The organism is Microbacterium phycohabitans (assembly GCF_032464935.1).
Taxonomy (GTDB): Bacteria; Actinomycetota; Actinomycetes; order Actinomycetales; family Microbacteriaceae; genus Microbacterium; species Microbacterium phycohabitans.
The window spans coordinates 938,339-961,289 of the sequence record NZ_JAWDIT010000001.1 but is presented as its reverse complement, the minus strand read 5'-3'; the positions used below and the strand labels follow the sequence as shown (position 1 = coordinate 961,289).

The window sequence follows — 22,951 nt, the reverse complement described above, 5'->3', positions numbered from 1 at the left end:
CGCCCCCGCCGGCCCGCCCGCGCCGCCCGCCGTGCGGCGGCGCTACCCCCGCCGGCCTCGCTGCCCCCCGCCGGCCTCGCTGCCCCCGCCGGCCTCGCTGCCCCGCCCGCCCGCCGCCCCGGGCATCGAACGGACCCTCGACGCCCGAGATGACCCGCTGTTCGCGCGAATCGCGGGTCATCTCACGCGGAGCCGGTCTGTTCGCCGACAGGCCCTCGCCCGCCGGAGGGCCACCGCCTGCGGAACCGCGCCCCGCGTGGGACGCGGCGGTGCCTCGACGCCGAGAAAGCCGCCCCACGCGCGGCGCAGCGGTGGGACAATATGCATATGTCCGACCAGCCCGCATACGAGCGACCGGTGTACGTCCGCGACGACATCGAGACCGTCACGGTGCGCCGCGCTCCCAAGTACGGCGTGTTCCTGGCCGCGGGTGCCTTCCTCGGCATCCTCGTGGCCCTCATCCTCACGGTCGCCATCGACGGCAGCGACGTGAGTCCCTACACGCAGGTCGTGTACTCCCAGATGCAGGTCTTCGGCTTCACGGCGCTCATCTGCGTCGTGGCGGGCGTGGCGGTCGCCGCGATCGTCGCCCTCGTCTTCGAGCGCGTCCTCGGTCGGCGCACCCGTCAGGTGACCGTCGACCACGAGCAGTTCGAGGTCTGACCCTCACGCCAGTTCGGCGATGATCGGGTGGATCGCGGTGTCGAACGCGACCACGTCGCTGCGCAGTCCGTCGGTCACCGCGACCGTGAGCGAACCGATCCACCACACGCCCCGCTGAGCGAGCGGCAGCACCTGCACGTTCAGTTCGAAGGAGTGCGCCCGACGGCCGACGACGCGTTCGTGGGCCGCGATCGCACTCGCATACGCGCGATACGACACCCCCGGGCGAGCGGCCGACTCCCGCGCGTAGCGATCGTGGGCGAGACGGGCGAAGTCCACGGCGTCGTCGGCGTGCCGGCCGATCGCCCCGCGCAACGTCTCGGCGCCCTCCACGGGAAGGGCGACGAGCGTGTCGAAGCCGTCGACCAGCTCGAGCGGCACCGGCGAGGGATGGGCCTGAGGTTCCACGGTCAGCGCCCAGTAGCTCCGCCACTCGCGCTCGAGCCGCTGCTGCGCGGCATCCGTCCGCTCGTCGATCAGGGGCGAGGGAACCCGGCGCAGCGCGGGGAGCTCCTCCGGAGAGCGGATGCCGAGGGCCTGGCGCAGATAGAGCGCGACGAGCACCGGTTGCGCCGCGTCTTCGCGGATCACCCATTCCGGCTGGCCGCCCGTCATGGCGCCATTGTAAGGAGGCGGGACAGCGGGTGGGGCAGCCCTTGCGTCGGCCCCGGCGCACCCGCGCGTGTCACCCCGGGTAGTCTGTTGCGGTGGCCTCCGCTCCCCACGAAAACCCGTACTCCGCCGCAGGCGTCGATACCGCCGCCGGAGATCTCGCCGTCGAACTGATGAAGTCGGCCGTGCGTCGCACGCACGGGCCCGAGGTGCTCGGCGGGGTCGGCGGTTTCGCCGGTCTCTTCGACGCCTCCGCGCTCCGCGACTACGCCAAGCCCCTGCTCGCGACCAGCACCGACGGCGTCGGCACCAAGGTCGCGATCGCCCAGGCCATCGACAAGCACGACACGATCGGCGAAGACCTCGTCGGCATGGTCGTCGACGACATCGTCGTGGTGGGGGCGCGCCCGCTCTTCATGACCGACTACATCGCGTGCGGCAAGGTCGTGCCCCAGCGCATCGCCGACATCGTCGCGGGCATCGCGCGCGGCTGCGCCATGACGGGCACCGCTCTCGTCGGCGGCGAGACCGCGGAGCACCCCGGTCTGCTGGGCGTCGACGACTACGACGTCGCGGGAGCCGCGACGGGCGTCGTCGAGGCCGACCGCGTGCTGGGCGCCGAGCGCGTGAAGAACGGTGACGTCGTGCTGGCCCTCGCCTCGAGCGGCCTTCACTCCAACGGCTACTCGCTCGTGCGTCACATCATCACCGGAGCGGGCATCGCCTACGGCTCCGCCTCCGCCGAGCTCGGCTCGACGTGGGGCGAGGCGCTGCTCGAGCCGACGCGCCTGTACACCTCGCCGCTGCTGCGTCTGCTCGACGATGCGGCGGTGGGCTCCGGCATCCACTCGCTCAGCCACGTCACGGGCGGCGGCATCGCGGCCAACCTCGCACGCGTGCTGCCCCAGAACACGTGGGTCGACGTCGATCGCTCGACCTGGAGCCCCTCGCCGGTGTTCCGCGTGCTCGCCGACATCGGCGGACTCGACCTCACCGCGACCGAGGGCACGTGGAACCTCGGCATCGGCTTCCTCGCCGTCGTCGCCCCCGAGATCGCGGATGCCGCGACCGCGGCGCTGCAGGCCGATGGCATCGCCACCTGGCAGGTCGGCGTCGTACGCGACGACGCCCGGCCGGAGGGCGACTACGAACAGGGCGCGAAGGGCGTCGACGGCGGTGCGGTGCGTCTCGTCGGAACCTATGCGGATGCCGGTGCGCCGGCGAACGGAGCGATCTAACACCCCATGTGCGGCATCGTCGGCATGGCCGGGCAGGGCCCGGTCAACCAGGAGATCTACGACGCGCTCCTCCTCCTCCAGCACCGCGGACAGGACTCCACGGGCATGGCCACCGCCGAGTCGAGCGGCGTCTTCCACATCCACAAGGCCCGTGGTCAGGTGCGCGAGGCGTTCCGTACGCGCGACATGCGCGCGCTCCTCGGCGACATCGGCCTCGGTCACGTGCGCTACGCCACCAAGGGCACGGCATCCAACGAAGAAGAGGCGCAGCCCTTCTACGTCAACGCCCCCTACGGCATCGTGCTGGTGCACAACGGCAACCTGACCAACACGCGCGAGCTCACGCGCGAGCTGTTCAGCAAGGACCGTCGGCACCTGAACACCAGCAGCGACACCGAGCTGCTCGTGAACATCCTCGGCTCGGAGCTGCAGTCCGAGATCACCGGGCCCGACCTCGACCCCGCCCAGGTCTTCCGTGCCGTGAGCCGCGTGCACGAGCGCGTCGAGGGGTCGTACGCCTCGATCGCCCTCATCGCCGGGTACGGCCTGCTCGCCTTCCGCGACCCGTTCGGCATCCGTCCGCTCATCCTCGGCAAGCGCCCCGCGGCGCAGGTGCCCGGCGGCGAGCCGCGCGACGAGTGGATCGTCGCGTCCGAGTCGCTCGTGCTCGAGAACGGCGGCTTCGAGGTCGTGCGCGACGTCGAGCCCGGCGAGGCGGTCTTCATCGCCCTCGACGGCACGCTGCACGCCCAGCAGTGCGCCGAGAAGACGATGCTCGCGCCGTGCTCGTTCGAGTACGTCTACCTCGCGCGTCCCGACTCGGTCATGAACGGCGTCTCGGTCTACGAGACACGTCTGCGCATGGGCGAGCGCCTGGCCGACACGGTCGCGAAGTACACTCCCGCGGGCGCGATCGACGTCGTCATGCCGATCCCCGATTCGGCGCGACCGGCCGCGATGCAGGTGGCCCGCAAGCTCGGCATCGAGTACCGCGAGGGCTTCTACAAGAACCGGTACGTCGGCCGCACGTTCATCATGCCCGGGCAGGCGGTGCGCAAGAAGAGCGTGCGCCAGAAGCTCAACGCGATGTCGACCGAGTTCCAGGGCAAGAACGTCCTCCTCGTCGACGACTCGATCGTGCGCGGCACGACGAGCCGCGAGATCATCCAGATGGCCCGGGATGCCGGGGCCAAGAGCGTGACGTTCGCCTCGGCGGCCCCGCCCGTGCGCTACCCCCACGTCTACGGCATCAACATGCCCTCGCGTCACGAGCTCGTCGCGCACGGCCGCACGATCCCCGAGATCGCGGAAGAGCTTGGCTGCGACTATCTGGTGTATCAGGAGGTCGACGACCTGAAGGCGGCGATCATGGAGGGCACCGACCTGGTCGACCTCGACATGAGCTGCTTCGATGGTCGGTACGTCACGGGCACCGTGTCGGAGGAGTACCTCGCCTGGGTCGAGGGCAGCCAGGAATCTTGACCCGCCGCGCGGCGGGGACGCTGGCACTGGCCGCCGCGGCCATCGTGCTGCTGGCGTTGACGCTGCGCATCGCGGTGGCGTCGCTGTCGCCGCTGCTGGTCGTCATCGGGCGCGACTTCGCTCTGCCGGCGGCGGTCGTGGGGCTGATCGGCATGGCCCCGCCCGTGGCCTTCGCGCTTTCGGGGATGGTCGCTCCCGCGATCGAGCGTCGGCTCGGTCTCGAGCGCAGCGTGCTGATCGCCGCCGTCGTCGCGGCGGTGATGCTCGCTCTGCGGGCGGCCTCTGTCGACGCGTGGACGTTGCTGGCGGCCACGGCCGGGGTGTTCGCGGCGGTGGGCGTGGCCAACGTGCTGATCCCCGCGGTCGTGAAGAAGTACTTCCCCAAGCGCATCGGCCTGATGACCACCGTGTACACGACCACGATGGCCGTGGCCACCTTCACCCCGCCCCTGGTCGCCGTCCCTCTGGCCGCGGCGGTGGGCTGGCGCGGCTCGTTCGTGACCTGGGCGGTCGTCGCGCTCGCGGCCGTCGTGCCGTGGATCGCGATGAGTCTGCGCGCGCGGGCCTCTCGGGCCGACCTCGTCGAGGAGCCGCGCACCTCGGTGCTGTCGCGCGTGGTGCGGGTGCCGCAGACGTGGGCGCTCGTGGTCACCTTCGCGGTGAACTCCTCGATCGCCTACGGCTTGTTCGCCTGGCTTCCGCCCCTGTTGATCGATGTGGCGGGAGTGGATGCCGCCGCGGCCGGCGGTCTGCTCGCGCTGTTCTCGTTCATGGGGCTGCCGGTGTCGCTCATCGTGCCCCTGCTCGTGCAGCGCATCGGCCGGACCACGCCGTTCTACGCCGCGGCCGTGATCTCGGGTCTGCTCGGAGCCGGCGGCCTGCTGTTCGCCCCCGAGGCGGCGACCGTGCTGTGGGTGGTGCTGATCGGCATCCCACCCCTGCTCTTCCCGATGGTGCTGGTGCTGTTCGGCCTGCGCACGCGCGCGCACGACACGGCGGTCGCCCTGAGCGGTCTCGTGCAGAGCGTCGGCTACGGCCTGGCGGCGCTGATGCCGCTCGCGATCGGTCTGACGCACGAGCTCACCGGCGGATGGACCGCGGCCCTCGTGCTGCTCGGAGCGGCCGTCGTCTGCGCCGTTCCGGCGGGCCTCGTCGTGGCGCGGCGAGAGACCATCGAAGACGCGTGGGAGCGCCGAACCGGTCGCACCTGGTGACGGACCGGCGCCCTCATGCCTGCCGACATGCGAACGGCGGTGACGATCACGTCACCGCCGTTCGACGTCGAGGGTCGGCGAAAAGCGCTGTCGCTCACGCGACGCGGAGGCGTCGGCGGGCGCGTCGAGGAGCAGAAGGCGTCGTCAGGCCTTCTCGTCTTCGTATTCGTCGGCGTACTGGTCGGCCCACTTGTCGACGTAGGCGTCTTCACCCGCCGCGGGTGCGCCCAGCTCGCGCTCGAGTGCCGAGTAGTTCACCGAGTAGGTGTCGTACTTCAGCTCACGGGCGATCTTGGTGTTCTTCGCCTTCTGACGGCCACGCCCCATGCGAGACCCCCTCACGATCGACGTCGAGGGCCGCGTTGCGGGCCCTGCGTATTGCGGTTCCGGACCGAGCCGGTAAGAGTAACAGCCAGGATATCACGGCGCATTCCGGCCCAGCCGTCCGGGCCCACCGGCCGGCGGCCGCGGGGTGGTCGGCGCCGGTGTCGAGAGGAGCAGGCATGACCGATCAGTCCCCTTCGCCCGTCGCCGCGGGAGCGGTGATCGCCGGGGTCGTTCCCGGGCAGTCGCCGCGGGTCGTGCGCGAGGCCGCACGCTACGCCGCGCTCGCGAAAGCACCCCTCGTCATCGTCCACGTCGACACGACCCGCTTCGTCGCGTTCGAAGACCCCGACGGCTACGTCCACTCCTCCACGGTCGACGTGGCGGGGGCGGCGTCGAAGGCGGCGCTCGACGAGGTGCGCCAGGCGGCCACCGCAGCTTTGGCCGGCGACGAGGTGAGCTGGAGCGTGCGTCAGGAGATCGGCGACCCCGCGCTCGCGCTGATCCACCTCGCCGACCAGATCGAGGCGTCGCTCCTCGTCGTCGGCACGCGAAAGCGCGGGCTGGGCGAGTCGCTGCGGGAGTTCCTCACCGGGTCGGTCGCGGCGCGGCTGACGCATCGTCAGCGCCGACCGGTGCTCGTGGTCCCGCTGGGGGAGCCGGCCGGCGCCGACGATCAGCTGCCGTGGGAGTGAGGCCCTAGCCGCGCAGTGCGTGGGCGACGGCGTCCGACGCGCGTCGCAGCGCCTCCTCGATCCCGTCGACCCCGGATGCCGACAGTTCGCCGCCGCGGGCGACGTGCGCGCGGAGCTCCGAACGCACCCGGCCGCGGAACTCGGTGATCGCCGCATCGGCCCGCGACAGCTGCTCGCGACTCCGTGAGCGGGCGTCGTCGGCGGGGGTCGCTCGCGCCTGTTCGCGCTCCTCTCGGGACGCGGCGGCGAGGTCGGCCCGCAGGCTCCGCATCGCGTCGCGTACGCTGCCGCGCACCTCGTCGGCGATGAGGCGCACACTGTCGGCGAGTCCGGCCTGGATCCCCTCCAGATCGCCCGAGCGCTCCGCGACCTCGGCTCGTCCGGCATCCGTGATCTCGTAGACGGTCTTGCGTCCGTCGACGGACTTGGTCACCAGACCCTCTTCTTCGAGCTTCGACAGGCGCGGATAGATGGTGCCGGCGGACGGCGAGTACGTGCCTCCGGTCCGCTCCGAGAGGGCCTGCATGAGGTCGTAGCCGTGGCGGGGTGCCTCATCGAGCAGGCTGAGGATGTACAGGCGCAGATCGCCGTGGGAGAAGACGGGGGGCATCACCACTCCTCCTCTCCGGCGAGTTCCTCGGGGCGGAGACCGGAGATGCCGCGGCGCAGCACCGTGATCTCTCCCGAGACGGTGTTGGCGCGCACGTCGACGAACTGTCCGGCCAACGTGCCCGTCGAACCGGTGTAGTTGGTGGGGCCCTTGCCCGAGCGGACGGACCCGTCGATCTGCACGCGGCCGCTCACCGAGCGCGACACGTAGTTCGCGGGGAGCGAGCGATCGAGGCGGATGGTCGCGGTGCCGCTGACGGAGTTCAGCGAGATCGACTGCGTCGGACCGGTGGAGTCGACGAGCATCGCGCCGGAGACCGTGTCGATGGAGGCCTTCGTGATGCGGCCGGTGGCGGCCACGTCGCCCGAGACGCTGTTGGCGCTCAGCGCGCCGTCGAGCTCGCGCACCTGGAGGTCGCCCGAGACGGCGTTGAGGTCGACGTCGCCCTCCAACCCGTCGACGATGATGTCGCCCGACACGGTGTTCAGGCGCACGTCGCTACGCAGACCCGCGACCAGCGCGCTGGCGCTGACCACGCCGAGCGTGAGGGCGACGGTGCGCGGCACGGCGACGCTGATCTCGGCCCGGGGGCCGCCCGCGCCGAAGTTGCGGAACACCTCGAGGAAGTTGTCCCACCGCAGCTGGGGGTGGTCGATCTCGAGGCGGTCGTCGACCATCTCGATGCGGAGGTCTTTGACGGTGACGCCGTGCACCTCGATGCGGGCATCGGTCTCGTCATGGGCGATGACGTCGATCTGCCCTCCGACGAGGCCGATCTTGAGCTCGCGCAGGGCTGCGACGTCGATGACGCGCGTCTCGCCGGGATGGACGATCCATTTCTCCATGGTGGGTTCTCCTCACTCGCGATATATCGCGTTGAGTCGAGTATCGCGATATATCGCGAGTTCGTCAACCCCGGCGGAGCCGAGTGGGTTCCGGTGGCCTCGACAAGCTCAAACGCCTGGGTGCGACGGTTCCGGTGGCTTCGACGGGCTCAGCCACCATGAAGTGGAGGTCCCTGAGCCTGTCGAAGGGACCGCGACGGGCGGAGACGACGGATGCCACGCCCTCGATGAGGACGTGGCATCCGGGGCGGGAGGACCCGCCGGGAGTCGAGGGCGACGCGCACCCGAAGCGCGTCGCCTGCTCGATGAGGTCAGACGGGCTTGCGTCCGCTGATGAGGCGGAACAGCAGCACGATGAGGGCGATGAGGCCGACGATGATGGCGATCCACAGCAGGAAGTTGGCCGCCTGGCCGAGTCCGCTGAAGATGGCGATGACGATCGCGGCGACGATGATGATGATCAGGAAGATGTTCATTGGGGGGCTCCTTCTTCCCCGCGCGCGGGCGCGGGACCTGGCGAGGTGGTCCACCCGCTCCGCTCTGCGACGAGCGCAGCACGCAACGGGGGCTGAGTTCCACGGTGCCACCGACGAGGGTCTCGGTCAGCGGGGTTGACGCTGCGCGAAACCGGCTGTTACCCGCGCGGATGTCAACCCGCGGACGCCGGGATGCGCGCGCCCGTAGCGTCGTTTTCCCCGACGGAAGGAGTCGATCATGCCCCAGGGACGAGGGTCCAACAGCCTCAAGGATCCCGAGATGTACGAGGAGCTGCGAAAGCAGGGCGACTCGAAGGAGAAGGCGGCCCGCATCTCGAATGCCGCCGCGGCGCAGGGACGCGACACCATCGGGGAGAAGGGCGGGCACGCCGAGGATTACGAGGACCGCACCGTCGACGAGCTGAAGAAGCGCGCGAAGGAACTCGGCATCACCGGATACTCCGGCAAGAAGAAGGCGGAGCTGATCGACATGCTCCGCTTCCACTGACGCGCATGGCGCGGCTCATCCGCGTCCGGCCCTACGAGGATCCGGGTTACCGACGGGTGCGCTCGGGGTCGGGATTCCGGTTCGTCGACCACACCGGCGCCGCGATCCCCGAACGCGACGCCGAGCGTGCGCGCGGTCTGGTCATCCCGCCCGCGTGGCGCGAGGTGTGGATCGCGCGGGAGCCCAACGCGCACATCCAGGCCGTCGGCACCGACGAAGCCGGCCGGCGCCAGTACACCTACCACGCCGACTGGTCGAAGCGGCAGGACAAGGGCAAGTTCTCGCGCGCGCTGCAGCTCGCCGAGACCCTGCCGCGCGCACGCGCACGGGTGACGCAATCGCTGCGCCGGAGCGACATCGACCGCGAGCGCGTGCTGGCGGTGTCGTTCCGGTTGCTGGATCTCGTCGCACCGCGCGTCGGCAACGCGCGCTACTTCGTCACCAACGGCAGTCGCGGGCTCACCACGCTCCAGCGCAGGGACGCCACGATCGAGGGCGATCTCATCCGTCTGTCGTTCCCGGCCAAGAGCGGCAAGCGCGCCGACCTGCGCGTGCACGACGCCGAATTGGCATCCCTCATCGAAGAACTCGCGCTCGGGCGTTCGCGCGCGGCGCTGCTGAGCTACAAGCGCGGACGCCGACGTGTGCCGCTGACGCCGGGCGACGTCAACGCCTACGTGCGCTCGCTCACCGGCGGTCCGTTCAGCGCGAAGGACTTCCGCACCCTGCGCGGCACGATCCTCGCCGCCGAATCGCTGGCGAAGGCAGGCGCCGTGGGCGGCAAGAACGAGCGCAAGAAGGCCGAGCTCGCCGCCGTGCGCTGCACCGCCGAGGCCCTCGGCAACACCCCGGCGGTCGCGCGGGCGAGCTACATCGATCCCCGGGTCTTCTCGCTGTACCGCAAGGGTCGCACGATGGACCTGGGGGGATCGAAGGATGCCGCGATCCGGCGCCTGATCCTCGGGGAGTGACGGCGTCGGCCCGTGCGGCCCGGCGGCGCCGAGCGTCCGGGACACCGGGGGCATTCCGAGGGCCATCCGGGTGTCATGGACGCCCGATCGCGAGGGGCCCGGGTTGAGCGGTTCCTCGTGCTCGCGGCGTAGGGTGGCGCGGTGAGCATGTGGCGTGACGCGGTCCTCGTCGCCGTGGGCGGTGCGATCGGCACCGCCGCCCGCGCGGGGCTCACTCTCGCGCTCGGCGACGACCTCGGTTCGGCTCTCGTGCCGATCATCAACGTCGTGGGGGCGTTCGCGATCGGCATCCTGTTCGGATGGCGGGCCCGGATGCCGGAGTCCTCGCGCGCGCAACGGGTGCAGCTCTTCGTCGGCACGGGTGTGCTGGGCGGCTTCACCACCTACAGCGCGCTCGCCGTGGAGTCCGCCGATCTCGCCCTGGTGTGGTGGGGCGTGGCGACGGTGGTCGTCGGGACCGCGGCCGCCTGGGGCGGCGTGCTGCTCGGGCGCGGGGGGCGCGTACGGTGACCCCACTGGTCTTCCTCGTGGTCGCCCTCGCCGGCGGCGTCGGCGCGGCGCTGCGCTACCTTCTCGACCTCGCGATCCGTCGCCGCACGGGGGAGCGGTTCCCGTGGGGCATCCTGGTCGTCAATCTCACCGGGGCGCTGGTGCTCGGCATCCTGAGTCCCCTTCCCGCCGACGAAGCCTGGCGGTGGATCCTGGGAACGGGTCTGCTCGGCGGGTACACGACCTTCAGCGCGGTCGCGGTGACCACCGCCCTGCTGGCCGAGGAGGGGCGCACCCGGGCGGCGGTGTCGTACGCCGTGCTCTCGTTCGTGGGTTCGGTGGTGGCCGCGGCGGTGGGACTCACGGTGGGCTCGCTGCTCTGACCCGCGCCCGAGCGCGGAGCGGCGTGGGATACTGGGCGTTCGATACATCCCTGTATCGAATGGTGATCCCGGAGGGTCCTTCGTGTCGTACCTGGCCGTTCTGAGCCTGAAGAACCGCGCCCTCATCGCCCTGGTGACGATCGTCGCGGCGATCTTCGGCGGGCTCGCGTTGACGAGCCTGAAGCAGGAGCTCATCCCCTCGATCGAGTTCCCCCAGCTCGCGATCGTCACGACCTACCCGGGCGCCTCTCCCGAGGTGGTCGAGGCCGACGTGTCCACCCCCATCGAGAGCGCGATCCGCGGTGTCGACGGCCTCGAGTCCACCACCGCGACGAGCACGACGAACTCGTCGATCGTGTCGGCCTCGTTCACGTACGGCACCGACCTGGCGGCGGCGCAGCAGAAGATCCTCGCCGCCATCGCCCGCATCAACGACCAGCTGCCCGAGTCGGCCGACACCACCGTCGCCTCCGCCAGCATCGATGACTTCCCCGTCATCCAGCTCGCCGTCACCGGCTTCACCGACGCCCAGGCCACGCAGTCGATCCTGCAGACGAGCGTCATCCCCGACCTCGAAGACGTCGACGGCGTCAACGGCGCCCAGATCGTCGGCGGTACAGGCCAGCGCGTCACCATCACCCCCGACACGACGAAGCTCGGCGAGCGTGGCTTCAGCCAGCAGGCGATCACCGACGCCCTTGACGCGAACGGCGTGCTCTTCCCCGGCGGCTCGCTCACCGAGGGCGATCAGACCCTCACCGTGCAGACGGGCACCAAGCTCACGAGCGTCGACGAGATCGCCGCGCTTCCGCTGGTGCCCACGGATGCCGCGCAGTTCCAGGCGGGGCAGACGACCATCGCCGACGTCGCCACCGTCGAGTTGCAGGCCGATCCCGTCACGACCCTCTCGCGCGTCGATGGACAGCCCGCCCTCACCATCGCCGTGACCAAGCTCCCCGCCGCCAACACCGTCGACGTCTCCCGCGGCGTGCTCGCGGCGCTCCCCGGCCTCGAGTCCACGCTGGGCCAGGGCGCCACCTTCACGGTGGTGTTCGATCAGGCGCCGTTCGTGACGCAGTCCATCGAGGCGCTCGCCCAGGAGGGCCTGCTGGGCCTGGTGTTCGCGGTCGTGATCATCCTGATCTTCCTGATGTCGGTGCGATCGACGCTCGTCACGGCCATCTCGATCCCCACGAGTGTGCTCATCACCTTCGTCGGGCTGCAGGCCTTCGGGTACTCGCTCAACATCCTCACGCTCGGCGCCCTGACGATCGCCATCGGCCGCGTCGTCGACGACTCCATCGTCGTCATCGAGAACATCAAGCGTCACTACGTCGGCGACGCCGAGAAGATCCCCACGATCATCCGGGCGGTGCGCGAGGTCGCGGCCGCCATCACGGCATCCACGATCACCTCCGTCGCGGTGTTCCTGCCGATCGCGTTCGTCGGCGACGTCACCGGCGAGCTGTTCCGGCCGTTCTCGCTCACCGTGACCATCGCGATGGCGGCGTCCCTGCTCGTCTCGCTCACGATCGTGCCCGTGCTGGCGTCGTGGTTCCTCAAGCCCGGCAAGGTCGTGCGCGACGCCGAGGGCAACGCGATCGACCCCGAGGCCGCGGACGCGCCCCCGACCCGTCTGCAGAAGGCGTACGTTCCGGTGCTGAGCTGGACGCTGAAGCACTCGTGGGTCACCCTCGGCCTCGCCGTGCTCGTGCTCGGCGGCACCCTCGCGTCCGTTCCCCTGCTCAAGACCGACTTCCTCGGCGACTCGGGCCAGAACACCTTCACCGTCACGCAGAAGATCGGCTCCGCCCCGAGCCTGGATGCCGAGGATGCGGCCGCGCAGAAGGTCGAGGCGGTGCTGCTCGAGACCGAGGGCGTCCAGACCGTGCAGACCTCGATCGGCTCGAGCGGATCGGCGCTGCGCGACGCGTTCTCGGGCGGCGGTTCGGGGATCACGTACTCGATCACGTCTCAGTCGGGCACCGACCAGGTGGAGCTGCGCGAACGCGTGCGCACCGAGCTCGAGAAGCTCACGGATGCCGGCGAGATCGAGGTGGCCGCCTCCGGCGGCGGCTTCGGCTCCACCGACATCACCGTCGACGTGACCGCGGCCGACGGGCAGTCGCTGCAGCAGGCCAACGACGCGGTCGTGGCGCAGCTGCAGGGCGAAGACGGAATCGGCCAGGTCACCAGCAGCCTCTCGGCCTCTCTCCCCTTCGTGTCGGTGCGCGTCGACCGCGACGCCGCCGCCGAACGCGGGCTGTCGGAGCGCACGGTCGGCGCACTCGTCTCGGGCGCCCAGCAGCCGCGCCAGGCCGGCACGGTCGAGATCGACGGTCGCGGGGTCACGGTGTACCTCGCCACGGCCAACCCGCCGCAGACCATCGACGACCTGCGCGCCCTCGAGATCCCCAGCGCCCGCGGGAACGTGCGTCTCGACGAGATCGCCACGGTCGAGCAGAGCCAGACACCGCCCTCGATCACCACCGCGCGGGGACTGCGCACGGCATCCATCACCGTCACGCCGACCTCCGACGACCTCGGCAGCTCCTCGGCCGCCGTCACCCGGGCCCTCGCCGACGTGCAGCTGCCCGAGGGCGCCGACGCGAAGGTGGGCGGCGTGGTCACCGATCAGCAGGACGCGTTCGGACAGCTCGGTCTCGCCCTGCTGGCCGCCATCCTCATCGTGTACGTCGTGATGGTCGCGACCTTCAAGTCGCTCCGCCAGCCCCTCGAACTGCTCGTGTCGGTGCCGTTCGCCGCGACCGGCGCCATCCTGCTGCTGCTGATCACGGGCGTGCCGCTCGGGGTCGCCGGCATGATCGGCGCGCTGATGCTCGTGGGCATCGTGGTGACGAACGCGATCGTGCTGATCGACCTCGTCAACCAGTACCGCGCCCGCGGGCTCAGCGTCCACGACGCCACGATCGTCGGTGGGGCGCGACGCCTCCGGCCGATCCTGATGACGGCGCTCGCCGCGATCTTCGCGCTCGTGCCGATGGCCCTCGGCATCACCGGTCACGGCGGGTTCATCTCGCAACCGCTCGCGGTCGTCGTGATCGGCGGTCTCGTGTCGTCGACGTTCCTGACGCTGCTGGTGCTGCCGACGCTCTACAACCTCATCGAAGGAGCGAGCGAACGGCGCCGGGCGCGGCGTGCCGAGCGCGACGAGGCTGGGTCCGCGTCGTCGGCCGCGATTGCGGACGACGGCCACCCGTTGAGCCGACGCGAGCTGCGCGAGAAGCACTGACGGCACGCGAGCCCGCGTCGGGCGTCGCGGCGGCTCGTCCGTGGCGCGGCCCGCACCCGGTCGCGTGACCGATGGTGTCGGGGCGTGCGGCGGATGCCGCGGTGCCCTGCGCCGGACGAGGAGTCGCCGTCATCGCGGCATTGCGGTGCGCCTTCGCGCGCGGGGAGGTCGGCGCGTCAGCGCTGATCGGGGTCGACGCCTCGAGGATTCCGTGTGCCCGCGCTGCCGCTGTCGACCGGCGAGCGTCGGGGAGGGACGTGACGGGCGAAGCGGTGGACCGGCGTGCTGCGCCCTGGGGCGAGAGCGGCAGGGCGGACCGGTCGGCGAGGAGCGCGAGCGCGGCGATGCGGCGCGCAGTGCGACCGGGGCCGCTGACGCGCGGGGCGCGGGTGCGCGGCGCGGGCGACCCGGCGATCGTGGTGGCGGCGATCGTGGAGGAGGAGGCCAGGCTGCGGCGGCGCGCTCGGCGAGGCGCGACGTGCGCCGACGAGCGCGGGGATCCGGCGGGCGCGGGAGCGGCGGTGCGCGACGCGGCGCCGGCGAGAACGTGCGTGAACATTCCCGACCAGGCGAACATCGCGGTGCACGAGATGGTCTCGAAAAGGGCGAGGTTGATCGTGGCCGAGACGAAGAGCGCGATCGAGATGATCAACCACACGGTGGCGATGGCGGTGCTCAGCGCCATGCGCTTTCCGAGGCGGTTGAACATGATCGGAGCGCTGATCAGAAGAGCGAGGAAGCCGAGCACCATCGAGCCGGCGACACGGTCGTGGAGGTCTTTGTCGGTGTTGAGGGGAATGCAGCCCACGAGGGCGAGATTGACGCCGACGACATTCAGGCAGATGAATGCCACGGTCGCCGCTCCGCGGCGCACCGGGCCCCGCCCGAGCCGACGGACGTCGCGGCGCACGCAGAACGCGAAGACGACGACGATGAGGCCGCTCACCTTCAGCGTGGTGTTGAAGAACGCGCTCGAGAGGTCGCCGAAGATCCCGAGCTGGCTGAAGTGCAGCTGCCACCACAGCGGGTCGCTCGTCGTCACGATCGCCAGCAGCAGGCCGGTGACGAGCACGGTCAGGGCGGCGGCACCGACGTGCAGCGACGGGAGGGAGCGCAGACGGCGGGTGAGGCCGGTCAGGTGCGTCGTCGACGGGGAGAAGGGGACGGCGGAGCGGAGCGCGCTGCTCATGATGGGGGATCTTTCCTCGTGACGGAACGAGGATCCCCCCACATCGCGAGACCCTCGGCCCCCGTCGGCTCATTCGGGTATGAACCGGGGCGAACCTTGACCCTTTGCCGCCCCCGGCCTTGACGGAAAACCGTCACCACGGATGATATCGTTCGCGCCGCCGAAAAAGGAAAGGGCTTGTCCCAGCTTTTCCCAGGTCATATGCCAGATTCCTTGTCCCCCAAATGGGGGACAAGGAATCTCATGCCGCGAACCGCACGCCCCATTCCCGGTGCAGAATGTCTCCCGGCTCGAGCCGCTCGACGTCGTCGCCCGTGGCGAAGGCGTTCGCGGGGGCCGTCATCGGCTCGATCGCGACCGCGAGGGGCTGGCCCGGATAAAGGTCTGTCGTGAACACCTGCGCCCAGCGGAACCCCTCGTCCTGCCAGAGCTCGACGCGCGCCCCGTCGGGGGCGGTCAGGGTGTGCCGCGCGAGGCCCTCGGCATCCCTCTCCAATCCCCGGTAGCCGTTGTCGAGGGCGGCGTCTCCCAGACGCACGCCCGCGCGGAGGTCGGTTCCCGTGCCGACGGGAACCTCGTCGACGGGGATGTTGCGGTCGTCGAGGACGAGCGTGGTCGTGCCCGTCGAGCGCACGACGAGGTCGGCCGTGGCGACGCCGCCGATCTGCAGGTACGGATGCACGCCCAGCGCCACGGGCGCCGTGGTCGCGCCGCTGTTCTCGATGTCGTGGGCGACGTGGAGTCCGTCGCGCTGCAGTGAGAACGTCACCCGCGTGCGCAGGTGGAACGGGTAGCCGGTCTGCGGGACGACGTCGGCGCCGAGGACGAGTCGCTCGTCGGACTGCTCGATCGGCTCGTACGTGCCGAAGCGCAGGAGGCCATGGCTGGCGTTGCCGAACTTCGGCTCACTGATCGCCAGCTGCAGGTCGGCGCCGTCGAAGGAGTACCGCCCATCGCGGATGCGGTTCGGCCACGGGACCAGCACGACCCCGGATGCCGCGGGAGTGGGGACGTCGTCGGGATAGCGGGGCACGAGGTCGACGCCGTCGACGGTGAGTGCGCGCAGCGCCGCGCCCACCTGGGCGATCTCGGCGGACGAGTGCGGGCCGCGCAGGTGGAAGCGCCGGCCGGTGGGATCAGCGGTCATGACGAGGCCTTTCGAGGGCGGGGCGGACGCTGCAACCAGGGGCGGAGCAGACGGGTCACCCACGGCAGGACCGCGTAGGTCATGACGGGGGTGAGCATGAGGGTCGTGGCAAGTACGCGCAGCACGAGGGGCACCTCGGCGAACCCGGGCACGAATCCCAGCAGCCAGGACGCCAGGAGATTGGTGGGGAAGAAGCCCACCCAGATCGTCACGGCCTGCTTCCACCGCGGGGGAGCCGGCGGCACCGGTTGCTGCACGGGGGAGGTCGTGGCATCCGTCGGGGCCAGCACCGAGCCGAACGCGGCGTCGAACCACCCCTCGATGCCGGTGCGGCGTTCGGTCCGCTCCTCGCGCGCGAAGGGGCGCCCGGAGTCGAGCCACCACTGCCGCTGCGAGGACGTCTCCCACTGCTCGAGGGTGGTGATGTCGCGGAAGCGGTACAGCATGTACCAGAGGTCGCTGTCTTCCCCCGCGCGCACCCACCCCGAGCCGAGGAAGCCCGGGAAGGCGGTCGCGAGGTCGGTGCCGGCCTGCATCCAGGAGGTCGCTTCGGCGGTGCGCGTCGGGTCGATGCGCCGCTCGATCGCCACCGTGATGGGGTGGGCGTCGGTGTCTGCCATGCGTCTAGTTTCGTGCACGGCGCGATGGTCTTCGGGCGCTCCGTCGCGTCGGCGCGGTGTCGGCGCGTTCGTCCCACTTGTGGCGGTGCGTGTCCCGGTTGTGGTGGGTGTGGGGTGCCTGGCGCCGGCTATAAGTGGGACGCGGGGTGTTCCGGGGGCTGTCCCAGTTATGGCGGTGTGTGTCCCAGTTGTGGCGGGTGTGGGGTGCTGGCACCGGCTATAAGTGGGACGCGGGGTGTTCCGGGGGGTTGTCCCAGTTATGGCGGTGCGTGTCCCGATTGTGGTGGGTGTGGGGTGCTGGCACCGGCCACAAGTGGGACGAGGGACGATGTGAGCGACATGGATGCCATTCCCAGGCGCGGGCTGTAACGTAGGGCGGTCGGCTCTGGACGCCGCGTGTGATGCGCGGATGGGTTTGTGAGTCCAAGGGGCCGATGGACAGGACGCGATCGCGGCCTCGACCATCATCAGTGAATGGCCCCCGGCCGACGACAGTCCGGGTATCGCACCGCCACGAGCGGTGTCGCTGTTTCGCGCGAACAGAACCCAGGAAGTCCTCCATGCCCAAGAACAAGAAGCCCGCCGGCGGCCGCGCCGCCAAGAACTTCGAGCCCCGCTACGGCGCGAAGACCTCGTTCCAGGACCGCAAGCGTCGCCCCGAGGGTGCCGCCGCCGACAAGCCCGGCAGCAAGAGCCCCGGCCACCGCGGTTACCGCGCCCCCGAGGCCGACGCCGCCCCCGCGAAGCGTCGCTGGAGCGCGCAGGATCGCGTCGGTCGCGACGAGGCTCATGGCATCCGCAGCCAGGCCCGCGGTGATGACCGTTACTCCCGCCCCGAACGGGATGCCGCCCCCCGGGGCCGCGATGACCGTCCGGCGCGTTCGTTCGATCGCAGCGACCGTCCGGCTCGATCGTTCGACCGTGACGAGCGCCCGCGTCGCTCGTTCGACGACCGTCCGGCCCGTTCCTTCGACCGCACCGAGCGTCCCGCCCGTTCGTTCGACCGCAGCGACCGCCCCGCGCGCTCGTTCGACCGTGACCAGCGTCCCGCGCGCGATGACCGTCCCGCGCGTTCGTTCGATCGCAACGACCGTCCGGCCCGTTCCTTCGACCGCAGTGACCGTCCCGCCCGTTCGTTCGATCGCAGCGACCGCCCCGCGCGCTCGTTCGACCGTGACCAGCGTCCCGCGCGCGATGACCGTCCGGCGCGGTCGTTCGATCGCAGTGACCGTCCCGCTCGGTCGTTCGACCGCGACGAGCGCCCGCGTCGGTCGTTCGACGACCGCCCGGCCCGCTCCTTCGACCGCAACGATCGTCCGGCCCGCGACGACCGTCCCGCGCGTTCCTTCGATCGCACCGAGCGCCCCGCCCGGTCGTTCGACGACCGTCCGCGCCGCGACGGCGCCGATCGTCCGGCCGGCTCCTTCGACCGCAGCGACCGTCCCGCGCGTTCCTTCGACCGCAGCGATCGTCCGGCCCGCGACGAGCGTCCCGCCCGGTCGTTCGACGACCGCCCGCGTCGCACCGAGGCGCCGAACCGCAGCGACTGGAACGCCACCCCGAAGCGTTCGGCCGAGCACGAGCAGCGCGTCGACGTCGTGCACGAGCGCCTGCAGGCTCAGGCCGTCGACGCCGCGACCGTGACCGGTGCCGGGTTCTCCGAGCTGGGCCTGGGCGACAACATCGTCCGCGCCCTCGCCGACCTCGGCGCGGCGAGCCCCTTCCCGATCCAGGCGGCCACGGTCGCCCCGATCCTCGAGGGCCGTGACGTGCTCGCCCGCGGCCGCACCGGCTCGGGCAAGACCATCGCCTTCGGTGCGCCGCTGGTCGAGAGCATCCTGCGCTCGCAGGCCGGCAAGCGCCGCGAGTTCGGCCGTGCCCCGAAGGCGCTCATCCTCGCGCCGACGCGCGAGCTCGCTCTGCAGATCGACCGCACGATCCAGCCGATCGCGCGCAGCGTCGGTCTCTTCACCACGCAGATCTACGGCGGCGTTCCCCAGGCGCGCCAGGTGGGTGCGCTCAAGAAGGGCGTCGACATCATCATCGGCACCCCCGGTCGCATCGAAGACCTCCTCAACCAGGGCAAGCTGAACCTCTCCGAGGTCACGGTCGCCGTGCTCGACGAGGCCGACCACATGTGCGAGCTGGGCTTCCTCGAGCCCGTGCAGCGCATCCTGCGCGCCACCGCGAAGGGCAGCCAGAAGCTGCTGTTCTCGGCCACGCTCGACCGCGAGGTCGCGGCCCTGGTCGACGAGTTCCTCGTCGAGCCGGCCGTCTACGAGGTCGCCGGTGAAGACCAGGAGTCGAGCACGATCGAGCACCGCGTGCTCGTGATCGAGCACCGCGACAAGGCGCAGATCCTCGACTCGCTCGTCGACCGCGAGGGCAAGACGCTTGTCTTCGCGCGCACCCGCGCCTACGCCGAGATGCTCGCCGAGCAGTTCGACGACGCCGGGATCGCCGCGGTCGCGTTGCACGGCGACCTGAACCAGCAGAAGCGCACCCGGAACCTCGAGAAGCTCACCTCGGGTCGTGTCAACGTGCTCGTCGCCACCGACGTCGCCGCTCGCGGCATCCACGTCGACGACATCGACCTGGTCATCCAGGCCGACGCCCCTGACGAGTACAAGACCTACCTGCACCGCTCCGGCCGCACCGGTCGCGCCGGTCGCAGCGGCACGGTCGTGACGCTCATCACGCGTCAGCGCCGTCGTCGCATGACCGAGCTGCTGGATCGTGCCGAGATCGAGGCCCCCTTCGAGGAGACCCAGCTCGGCGACGACGTGCTCGAGGAGCTCTCGGGTCGTCAGCTCGCCGACGTCACGTCGTAACCCGTTCTGCTGAAAGGCCCCCGTCCGCGCGTGTCGCGGCGGGGGCTTCTTCGTACCCGGAGGCCCTTCGGCATCTCGAGGGGCGTGGTCGCTGGCGGCCGGGCGAGGATCCTCACGGAGGCTCATCGCGGTTCGCCGATCCGCCGCTCAGAACAGCGTCGGCTCGCTCGCCGGGGCGACCCGCGGCCGACCGGATGCAAGGCCTGCGGTGCTGCGGATCGGACCGAGGGTGCTCGTGGCCGGCGCGCGGGCGGCGAGCCCCGGCTGCGGGCGGCCGCGGGGGTGGTCGTCTTCGTCCCACCCGTCGAGGCGGTGCATCCGCAACAGGGGACGCATGCGCTTACCGAGCCAGGTGCGATAGGCCTTCGGCGCCGTCACCGAGACGCCCGGGTAGAGGCCGCGGTACGACGACACGAGGTGCGGGTGCTCACGTTCGAGCCACTCGAAGAACCACTGTTTGGCGCCCGGGCGCAGGTGCAACGCGCCGTAGACGACCCTTGCGGCGCCGGCCGCACGCAGGCGTGCCAGGGCGTCGTCGAGGACCGGGATCGAGTCGGTGAGGTGGGGGAGGATCGGCATGAGGAACACCGTCACGCGGAATCCCGCCGCCGTCGCGGCGCGAACCGTCTCGAGTCGGGCCTCGGCGCTGGGGGTGCCCGGCTCGATCGAGTGCTGGAGGGTGGCGTCGAAGACGGCGATCGACATCGCCAGTGACACCGTGACCTGCTGGGCGGCCTCGGTGAGCAGCGGCAGGTCGCGCCGCAGGAGCGTGCCCTTCGTGAGGATCGAGAAGGGCGTGCCGTTGTCGGTGAGGGCTGCGACGATCTCGGGCATCAGGCGATAACGGCCCTCCGCCCGCTGGTAGGGATCAGTGTTCGTCCCGAGCATGACCGGCTCGCGCGCCCAGGATCCGCGCTGCAATTCGGTGCGGAGGACGTCGGCGACGTTGACCTTCACGACGATCTGCGAGTCGAAGTCCGCGCCGTAATCGAGGTCGAGATACTCGTGCGTCTTGCGGGCGAAGCAGTAGGAGCACGCATGACTGCAGCCCCGGTAGGGGTTCACGGTCCAGTCGAACGGCATGGCCGATGCCCCGGGAACGCGGTTGAGGGCCGTCTTGCACAGCACCTCATGGAACGTCATCCCCGCGAACTCAGGAGTGGTGACCGACCGGACGAGACCGTCCATGCGCTCCATGCCGGGCAGCGCCGCCGCGTCGTCGACGCCCAGCTGCTGACCCTGCCATCTCATGTGAACAGTCGAACACATGTTCTACCGCAGCGCAAGATCGCCCTTTCCACATGCGTCCGCATGGGCGAACGGAGAACCGCTACTGTGACTGCGAAGCCCGCTCGCCGCGCGGGTCGACAGGGGGCGGACATGGATGCGGACCGGCACGTGTGGGGCCACGCCCTCGTGAACGGATCCGCGCGCCGGGTCGAGTCCCTGCATCCGCTCTTCCTGGTGCGGCATCCCACCCTCTCGGGGTGGATCTGGCTCGCCGCAGCGGTGGTGCTGCTCGTCGTCTGCGAGCTCTGGGTCGACGACGAGACCGCCGGGGTCGTCGTCTCCCTGCTCGGGGCCCTGCCGTCACTCGGAGCGACGCTGCTGGTGCTCGCGCAGACGCCGCGCACGCACCTCGAGTACGAGGAGTCCATCCTCGGGCACTTCTTCGCGCGGTTCTTCGCCGTGCTCGGCGCGCTGATCCTGTGGGTCGGATCGGTCGTCCTCGGTGCCGCGGTGGCCGTCCAGCTGGCGGAGGACACCGGTGCCGACGCCGAGAAGGCGTGGGTCGAGGCCTTCGAGATCTTCGGCGCCGTCGTGCCGTTCGTCGTCGCGATGCTCTGGGCCGTCCTCGTCTTCCGCTGCGTCGGCTACATCGCCCGCCTTCGCGGGTGGGCGGGGGTGCCCGTGCGCCACCGCATCCCCGACGAATTCCTCACCGAGCTGCCGCGCACCCGGCGCCTCGTGATCGGGCTCGCGCATCCCTCGCTCCTGCTGGTCGCGGGGCTGTTGAGCATCGTGGTCGCGCTCTTCGCGGCGGCTGAGGTGGCGTCGAGCGGCCTCGCCTAGCGTTCCGGGAACCGTGTCGTCCGAGCGGACGGGCGGTGAGAAGGCGGAGGCGTCTCCCGCCCCGTGACAGCGCCGATCGAGCGGCGGGCTCGACCGCGGCGCGCAGCCGGGGGAGAATGAGAGCACTCATGTCCCCCGATCCCGAGCTGTCCCCCCGCCGCGCCGCGCGCGCGGAGGCCGAGCGACTCGCGACGGCGGTGCTCGCGCAGGTCCCGCCTCCCGCCCCCACCCGGCGTCAGCTGCGCGAGGCGGCGAGTGCGGATGCGCTCCCCGCTGACGAGCAGGCCGAGGCGCGCAGTGCGACCTGGCGCCGTCTTCCGCAGCTCATCGCGGCCCTTCCCGCGCACCGCCGCCGACGTCTCGCCGTCGTGGTCGGGGCATCCGTCGCGGTCGTCGTCGGCGTCGCGGTGGCGATCGGCGCAGCCGCGGGCTCGGCGCACGATGTCGCGGCCTCGGCATCCGTCGACGACACCGTCACCGCCGCCGTGGCCGGCCCCCCGGCGATCTCCGACGAGGGACTGCCGGTGCCCCAGGTCGCCGCGGTCGCCGCGACCGCCACCCCGTGCGACGACCCGGACTTCACCACCGCTCTCGCCCAGGGCGACGACACCGCCGCGATCGCCGCGGCGGGCGGTGGGGCGGCGTTCCGCTCCGCGGTGGCATCCGGGATCGCCCCCTGCGTCTCGCTCAGCGATCCGGATCGCGAGTGGCTCGTGGTCAACAAGCAGCGCCCGCTCGACCCGATCGACTACTACCCGGGCGACCTCGTGATGCCGTCGAACGTGCGCGCCCTCGAGCAGTCGGCGCTGCGGGCCGCTCCCGCCGAGGCGTTGAGCGCGATGGTCCGCGCCGCGTCCGACGCCGGGGCCGGCGAGATCGGCTATCTCAGCGCCTTCCGCTCCTACTCCACGCAGCAGTCCACCTATGCCGGCCGCGTCGCCGTGGGCGGCGTCGCCGAAGCCGATCGCGAGAGCGCGCGGCCGGGGTTCAGCGAGCACCAGACGGGCAAAGCCGTCGACATCGTCCCGTGCAACGGCTCGTGCGGAACGCTCGACGACGTGGCCGCGTCGGCGCAGGGTGCCTGGGTGCGCGAGCACGCGTGGGAGTTCGGCTTCATCACCCGCTACGCCGAAGGGCGCGAGGACTACAGCGGGTACGAGCCGGAGGCGTGGCACCTGCGCTACATCGGACCGGAGCTGGCGCAGGCGTACCACGAGGGCGGCTACACCACGCTCGAAGAGTTCTTCGGGCTGCCGGCGGCGCCGACGTACTGAGCGCATCTCGACGCGCCACGGGGCGCTGGTCGCCGTGCTCGTACACGCCTGGGC

21 protein-coding genes and 1 pseudogene are annotated in these 22,951 nt (G+C 71.0%); 13 read left to right on the top strand and 9 right to left on the bottom strand.

Going from position 1 to position 22,951, the window contains the following annotated elements:
• Positions 1 to 327: 327 nt before the first annotated feature.
• On the top strand, positions 328 to 663 hold the full coding sequence (locus RWH44_RS04510) for a potassium transporter Trk (protein ID WP_316003607.1): 336 nt from the start codon (positions 328 to 330) through the stop codon (positions 661 to 663).
• A 3-nt stretch (positions 664 to 666) separates the two neighbouring features.
• Here the strand turns inward: RWH44_RS04510 and RWH44_RS04505 are convergent, their stop codons facing one another.
• The gene (locus RWH44_RS04505; RefSeq protein WP_316003606.1) at positions 667 to 1,278 is read right to left on the bottom strand and encodes a zinc-binding alcohol dehydrogenase; all 612 of its coding nucleotides are present in this window, start codon (positions 1,276 to 1,278) and stop codon (positions 667 to 669) included.
• 92 nt (positions 1,279 to 1,370) lie between these two features.
• On the opposite strand from RWH44_RS04505, the gene purM reads away from it, so the two are divergent.
• Genes purM through RWH44_RS04490 form a run of 3 tightly spaced genes read left to right on the top strand, consistent with a single transcriptional unit; the run spans position 1,371 to position 5,209 of the window.
• The gene (purM, locus tag RWH44_RS04500; RefSeq protein ID WP_298870602.1) at positions 1,371 to 2,513 is read left to right on the top strand and encodes a phosphoribosylformylglycinamidine cyclo-ligase; all 1,143 of its coding nucleotides are present in this window, start codon (positions 1,371 to 1,373) and stop codon (positions 2,511 to 2,513) included.
• A 6-nt stretch (positions 2,514 to 2,519) separates the two neighbouring features.
• On the top strand, positions 2,520 to 3,995 hold the full coding sequence (gene purF / locus RWH44_RS04495) for an amidophosphoribosyltransferase (RefSeq protein WP_298870605.1): 1,476 nt from the start codon (positions 2,520 to 2,522) through the stop codon (positions 3,993 to 3,995).
• A complete protein-coding gene (locus RWH44_RS04490; RefSeq protein WP_316003605.1) occupies positions 3,992 to 5,209 on the top strand; it encodes an MFS transporter in 1,218 nt (405 codons plus the stop codon). The genes purF and RWH44_RS04490 overlap by 4 nt, the downstream gene beginning before the upstream one ends.
• A 144-nt stretch (positions 5,210 to 5,353) precedes the next feature.
• Here the strand turns inward: RWH44_RS04490 and RWH44_RS04485 are convergent, their stop codons facing one another.
• Entirely contained in the window at positions 5,354 to 5,536 is a 183-nt protein-coding gene (locus tag RWH44_RS04485; protein ID WP_136586128.1) for a DUF3073 family protein, read from the bottom strand.
• 176 nt (positions 5,537 to 5,712) lie between these two features.
• Here RWH44_RS04485 and RWH44_RS04480 point away from each other — a divergent pair, with 176 nt between their 5' ends.
• Positions 5,713 to 6,228: a universal stress protein gene (locus RWH44_RS04480; RefSeq protein WP_316003604.1), complete on the top strand. Its 516-nt coding sequence runs from the start codon at positions 5,713 to 5,715 to the stop codon at positions 6,226 to 6,228.
• A 4-nt stretch (positions 6,229 to 6,232) separates the two neighbouring features.
• On the opposite strand, the gene RWH44_RS04475 is transcribed toward RWH44_RS04480, so the two are convergent.
• The 3 genes from RWH44_RS04475 to RWH44_RS04465 form a co-directional block, all read right to left on the bottom strand.
• Positions 6,233 to 6,838 (bottom strand): PadR family transcriptional regulator, encoded by a 606-nt coding sequence (locus tag RWH44_RS04475; RefSeq protein ID WP_298870618.1) that lies wholly within the window; start codon positions 6,836 to 6,838, stop codon positions 6,233 to 6,235.
• The gene (locus RWH44_RS04470; RefSeq protein ID WP_298870621.1) at positions 6,838 to 7,683 is read right to left on the bottom strand and encodes a DUF4097 family beta strand repeat-containing protein; all 846 of its coding nucleotides are present in this window, start codon (positions 7,681 to 7,683) and stop codon (positions 6,838 to 6,840) included. Before RWH44_RS04470 ends, RWH44_RS04475 begins: the two co-directional genes overlap by 1 nt.
• A gap of 311 nt (positions 7,684 to 7,994) precedes the next feature.
• Positions 7,995 to 8,159, bottom strand: a complete 165-nt coding sequence (locus RWH44_RS04465; RefSeq protein ID WP_298870623.1) for a hypothetical protein — start codon at positions 8,157 to 8,159, stop codon at positions 7,995 to 7,997.
• Positions 8,160 to 8,397: 238 nt separating this feature from the next.
• Here RWH44_RS04465 and RWH44_RS04460 point away from each other — a divergent pair, with 238 nt between their 5' ends.
• From RWH44_RS04460 to RWH44_RS04440, 5 genes are all read left to right on the top strand, one after another.
• A complete protein-coding gene (locus RWH44_RS04460) occupies positions 8,398 to 8,667 on the top strand; it encodes a DUF7218 family protein (protein ID WP_316003603.1) in 270 nt (89 codons plus the stop codon).
• Between the two features lie 5 nt (positions 8,668 to 8,672).
• Positions 8,673 to 9,638 carry a DNA topoisomerase IB gene (locus tag RWH44_RS04455; protein WP_316003602.1) on the top strand — a complete coding sequence of 322 codons (966 nt, stop codon included), beginning with the start codon at positions 8,673 to 8,675 and terminating at the stop codon, positions 9,636 to 9,638.
• 147 nt (positions 9,639 to 9,785) lie between these two features.
• Positions 9,786 to 10,148: a fluoride efflux transporter FluC gene (locus tag RWH44_RS04450; protein WP_316003631.1), complete on the top strand. Its 363-nt coding sequence runs from the start codon at positions 9,786 to 9,788 to the stop codon at positions 10,146 to 10,148.
• A complete protein-coding gene (gene crcB / locus RWH44_RS04445) occupies positions 10,145 to 10,510 on the top strand; it encodes a fluoride efflux transporter CrcB (RefSeq protein ID WP_298870632.1) in 366 nt (121 codons plus the stop codon). Before RWH44_RS04450 ends, crcB begins: the two co-directional genes overlap by 4 nt.
• An 82-nt stretch (positions 10,511 to 10,592) precedes the next feature.
• Positions 10,593 to 13,763, top strand: a complete 3,171-nt coding sequence (locus tag RWH44_RS04440) for an efflux RND transporter permease subunit (RefSeq protein ID WP_316003601.1) — start codon at positions 10,593 to 10,595, stop codon at positions 13,761 to 13,763.
• Positions 13,764 to 14,325: 562 nt separating this feature from the next.
• On the opposite strand, the pseudogene RWH44_RS04435 reads toward RWH44_RS04440, so the two are convergent.
• From RWH44_RS04435 to RWH44_RS04425, 3 genes and pseudogenes are all read right to left on the bottom strand, one after another.
• A pseudogene (locus RWH44_RS04435) lies at positions 14,326 to 14,952 on the bottom strand (DUF998 domain-containing protein); the annotation flags it as partial.
• Between the two features lie 241 nt (positions 14,953 to 15,193).
• Entirely contained in the window at positions 15,194 to 16,099 is a 906-nt protein-coding gene (locus RWH44_RS04430) for an aldose 1-epimerase family protein (protein WP_316003600.1), read from the bottom strand.
• Positions 16,096 to 16,719 carry an antibiotic biosynthesis monooxygenase gene (locus RWH44_RS04425; protein ID WP_298870640.1) on the bottom strand — a complete coding sequence of 208 codons (624 nt, stop codon included), beginning with the start codon at positions 16,717 to 16,719 and terminating at the stop codon, positions 16,096 to 16,098. Before RWH44_RS04425 ends, RWH44_RS04430 begins: the two co-directional genes overlap by 4 nt.
• Before the next feature lie 560 nt (positions 16,720 to 17,279).
• Here RWH44_RS04425 and RWH44_RS04420 point away from each other — a divergent pair.
• Complete coding sequence (locus tag RWH44_RS04420; RefSeq protein ID WP_316003599.1) at positions 17,280 to 19,550, top strand: DEAD/DEAH box helicase; 2,271 nt, start codon at positions 17,280 to 17,282, stop codon at positions 19,548 to 19,550.
• Between the two features lie 147 nt (positions 19,551 to 19,697).
• Here RWH44_RS04420 and RWH44_RS04415 read toward each other — a convergent pair whose 3' ends face one another.
• A complete protein-coding gene (locus RWH44_RS04415) occupies positions 19,698 to 20,801 on the bottom strand; it encodes an Rv2578c family radical SAM protein (RefSeq protein ID WP_316003598.1) in 1,104 nt (367 codons plus the stop codon).
• Positions 20,802 to 20,930: 129 nt separating this feature from the next.
• Here RWH44_RS04415 and RWH44_RS04410 point away from each other — a divergent pair, with 129 nt between their 5' ends.
• Positions 20,931 to 21,623: a hypothetical protein gene (locus RWH44_RS04410; protein WP_316003597.1), complete on the top strand. Its 693-nt coding sequence runs from the start codon at positions 20,931 to 20,933 to the stop codon at positions 21,621 to 21,623.
• Between the two features lie 128 nt (positions 21,624 to 21,751).
• The gene (locus RWH44_RS04405) at positions 21,752 to 22,897 is read left to right on the top strand and encodes a M15 family metallopeptidase (RefSeq protein WP_316003596.1); all 1,146 of its coding nucleotides are present in this window, start codon (positions 21,752 to 21,754) and stop codon (positions 22,895 to 22,897) included.
• The last annotated feature ends 54 nt before the right edge of the window (positions 22,898 to 22,951 follow it).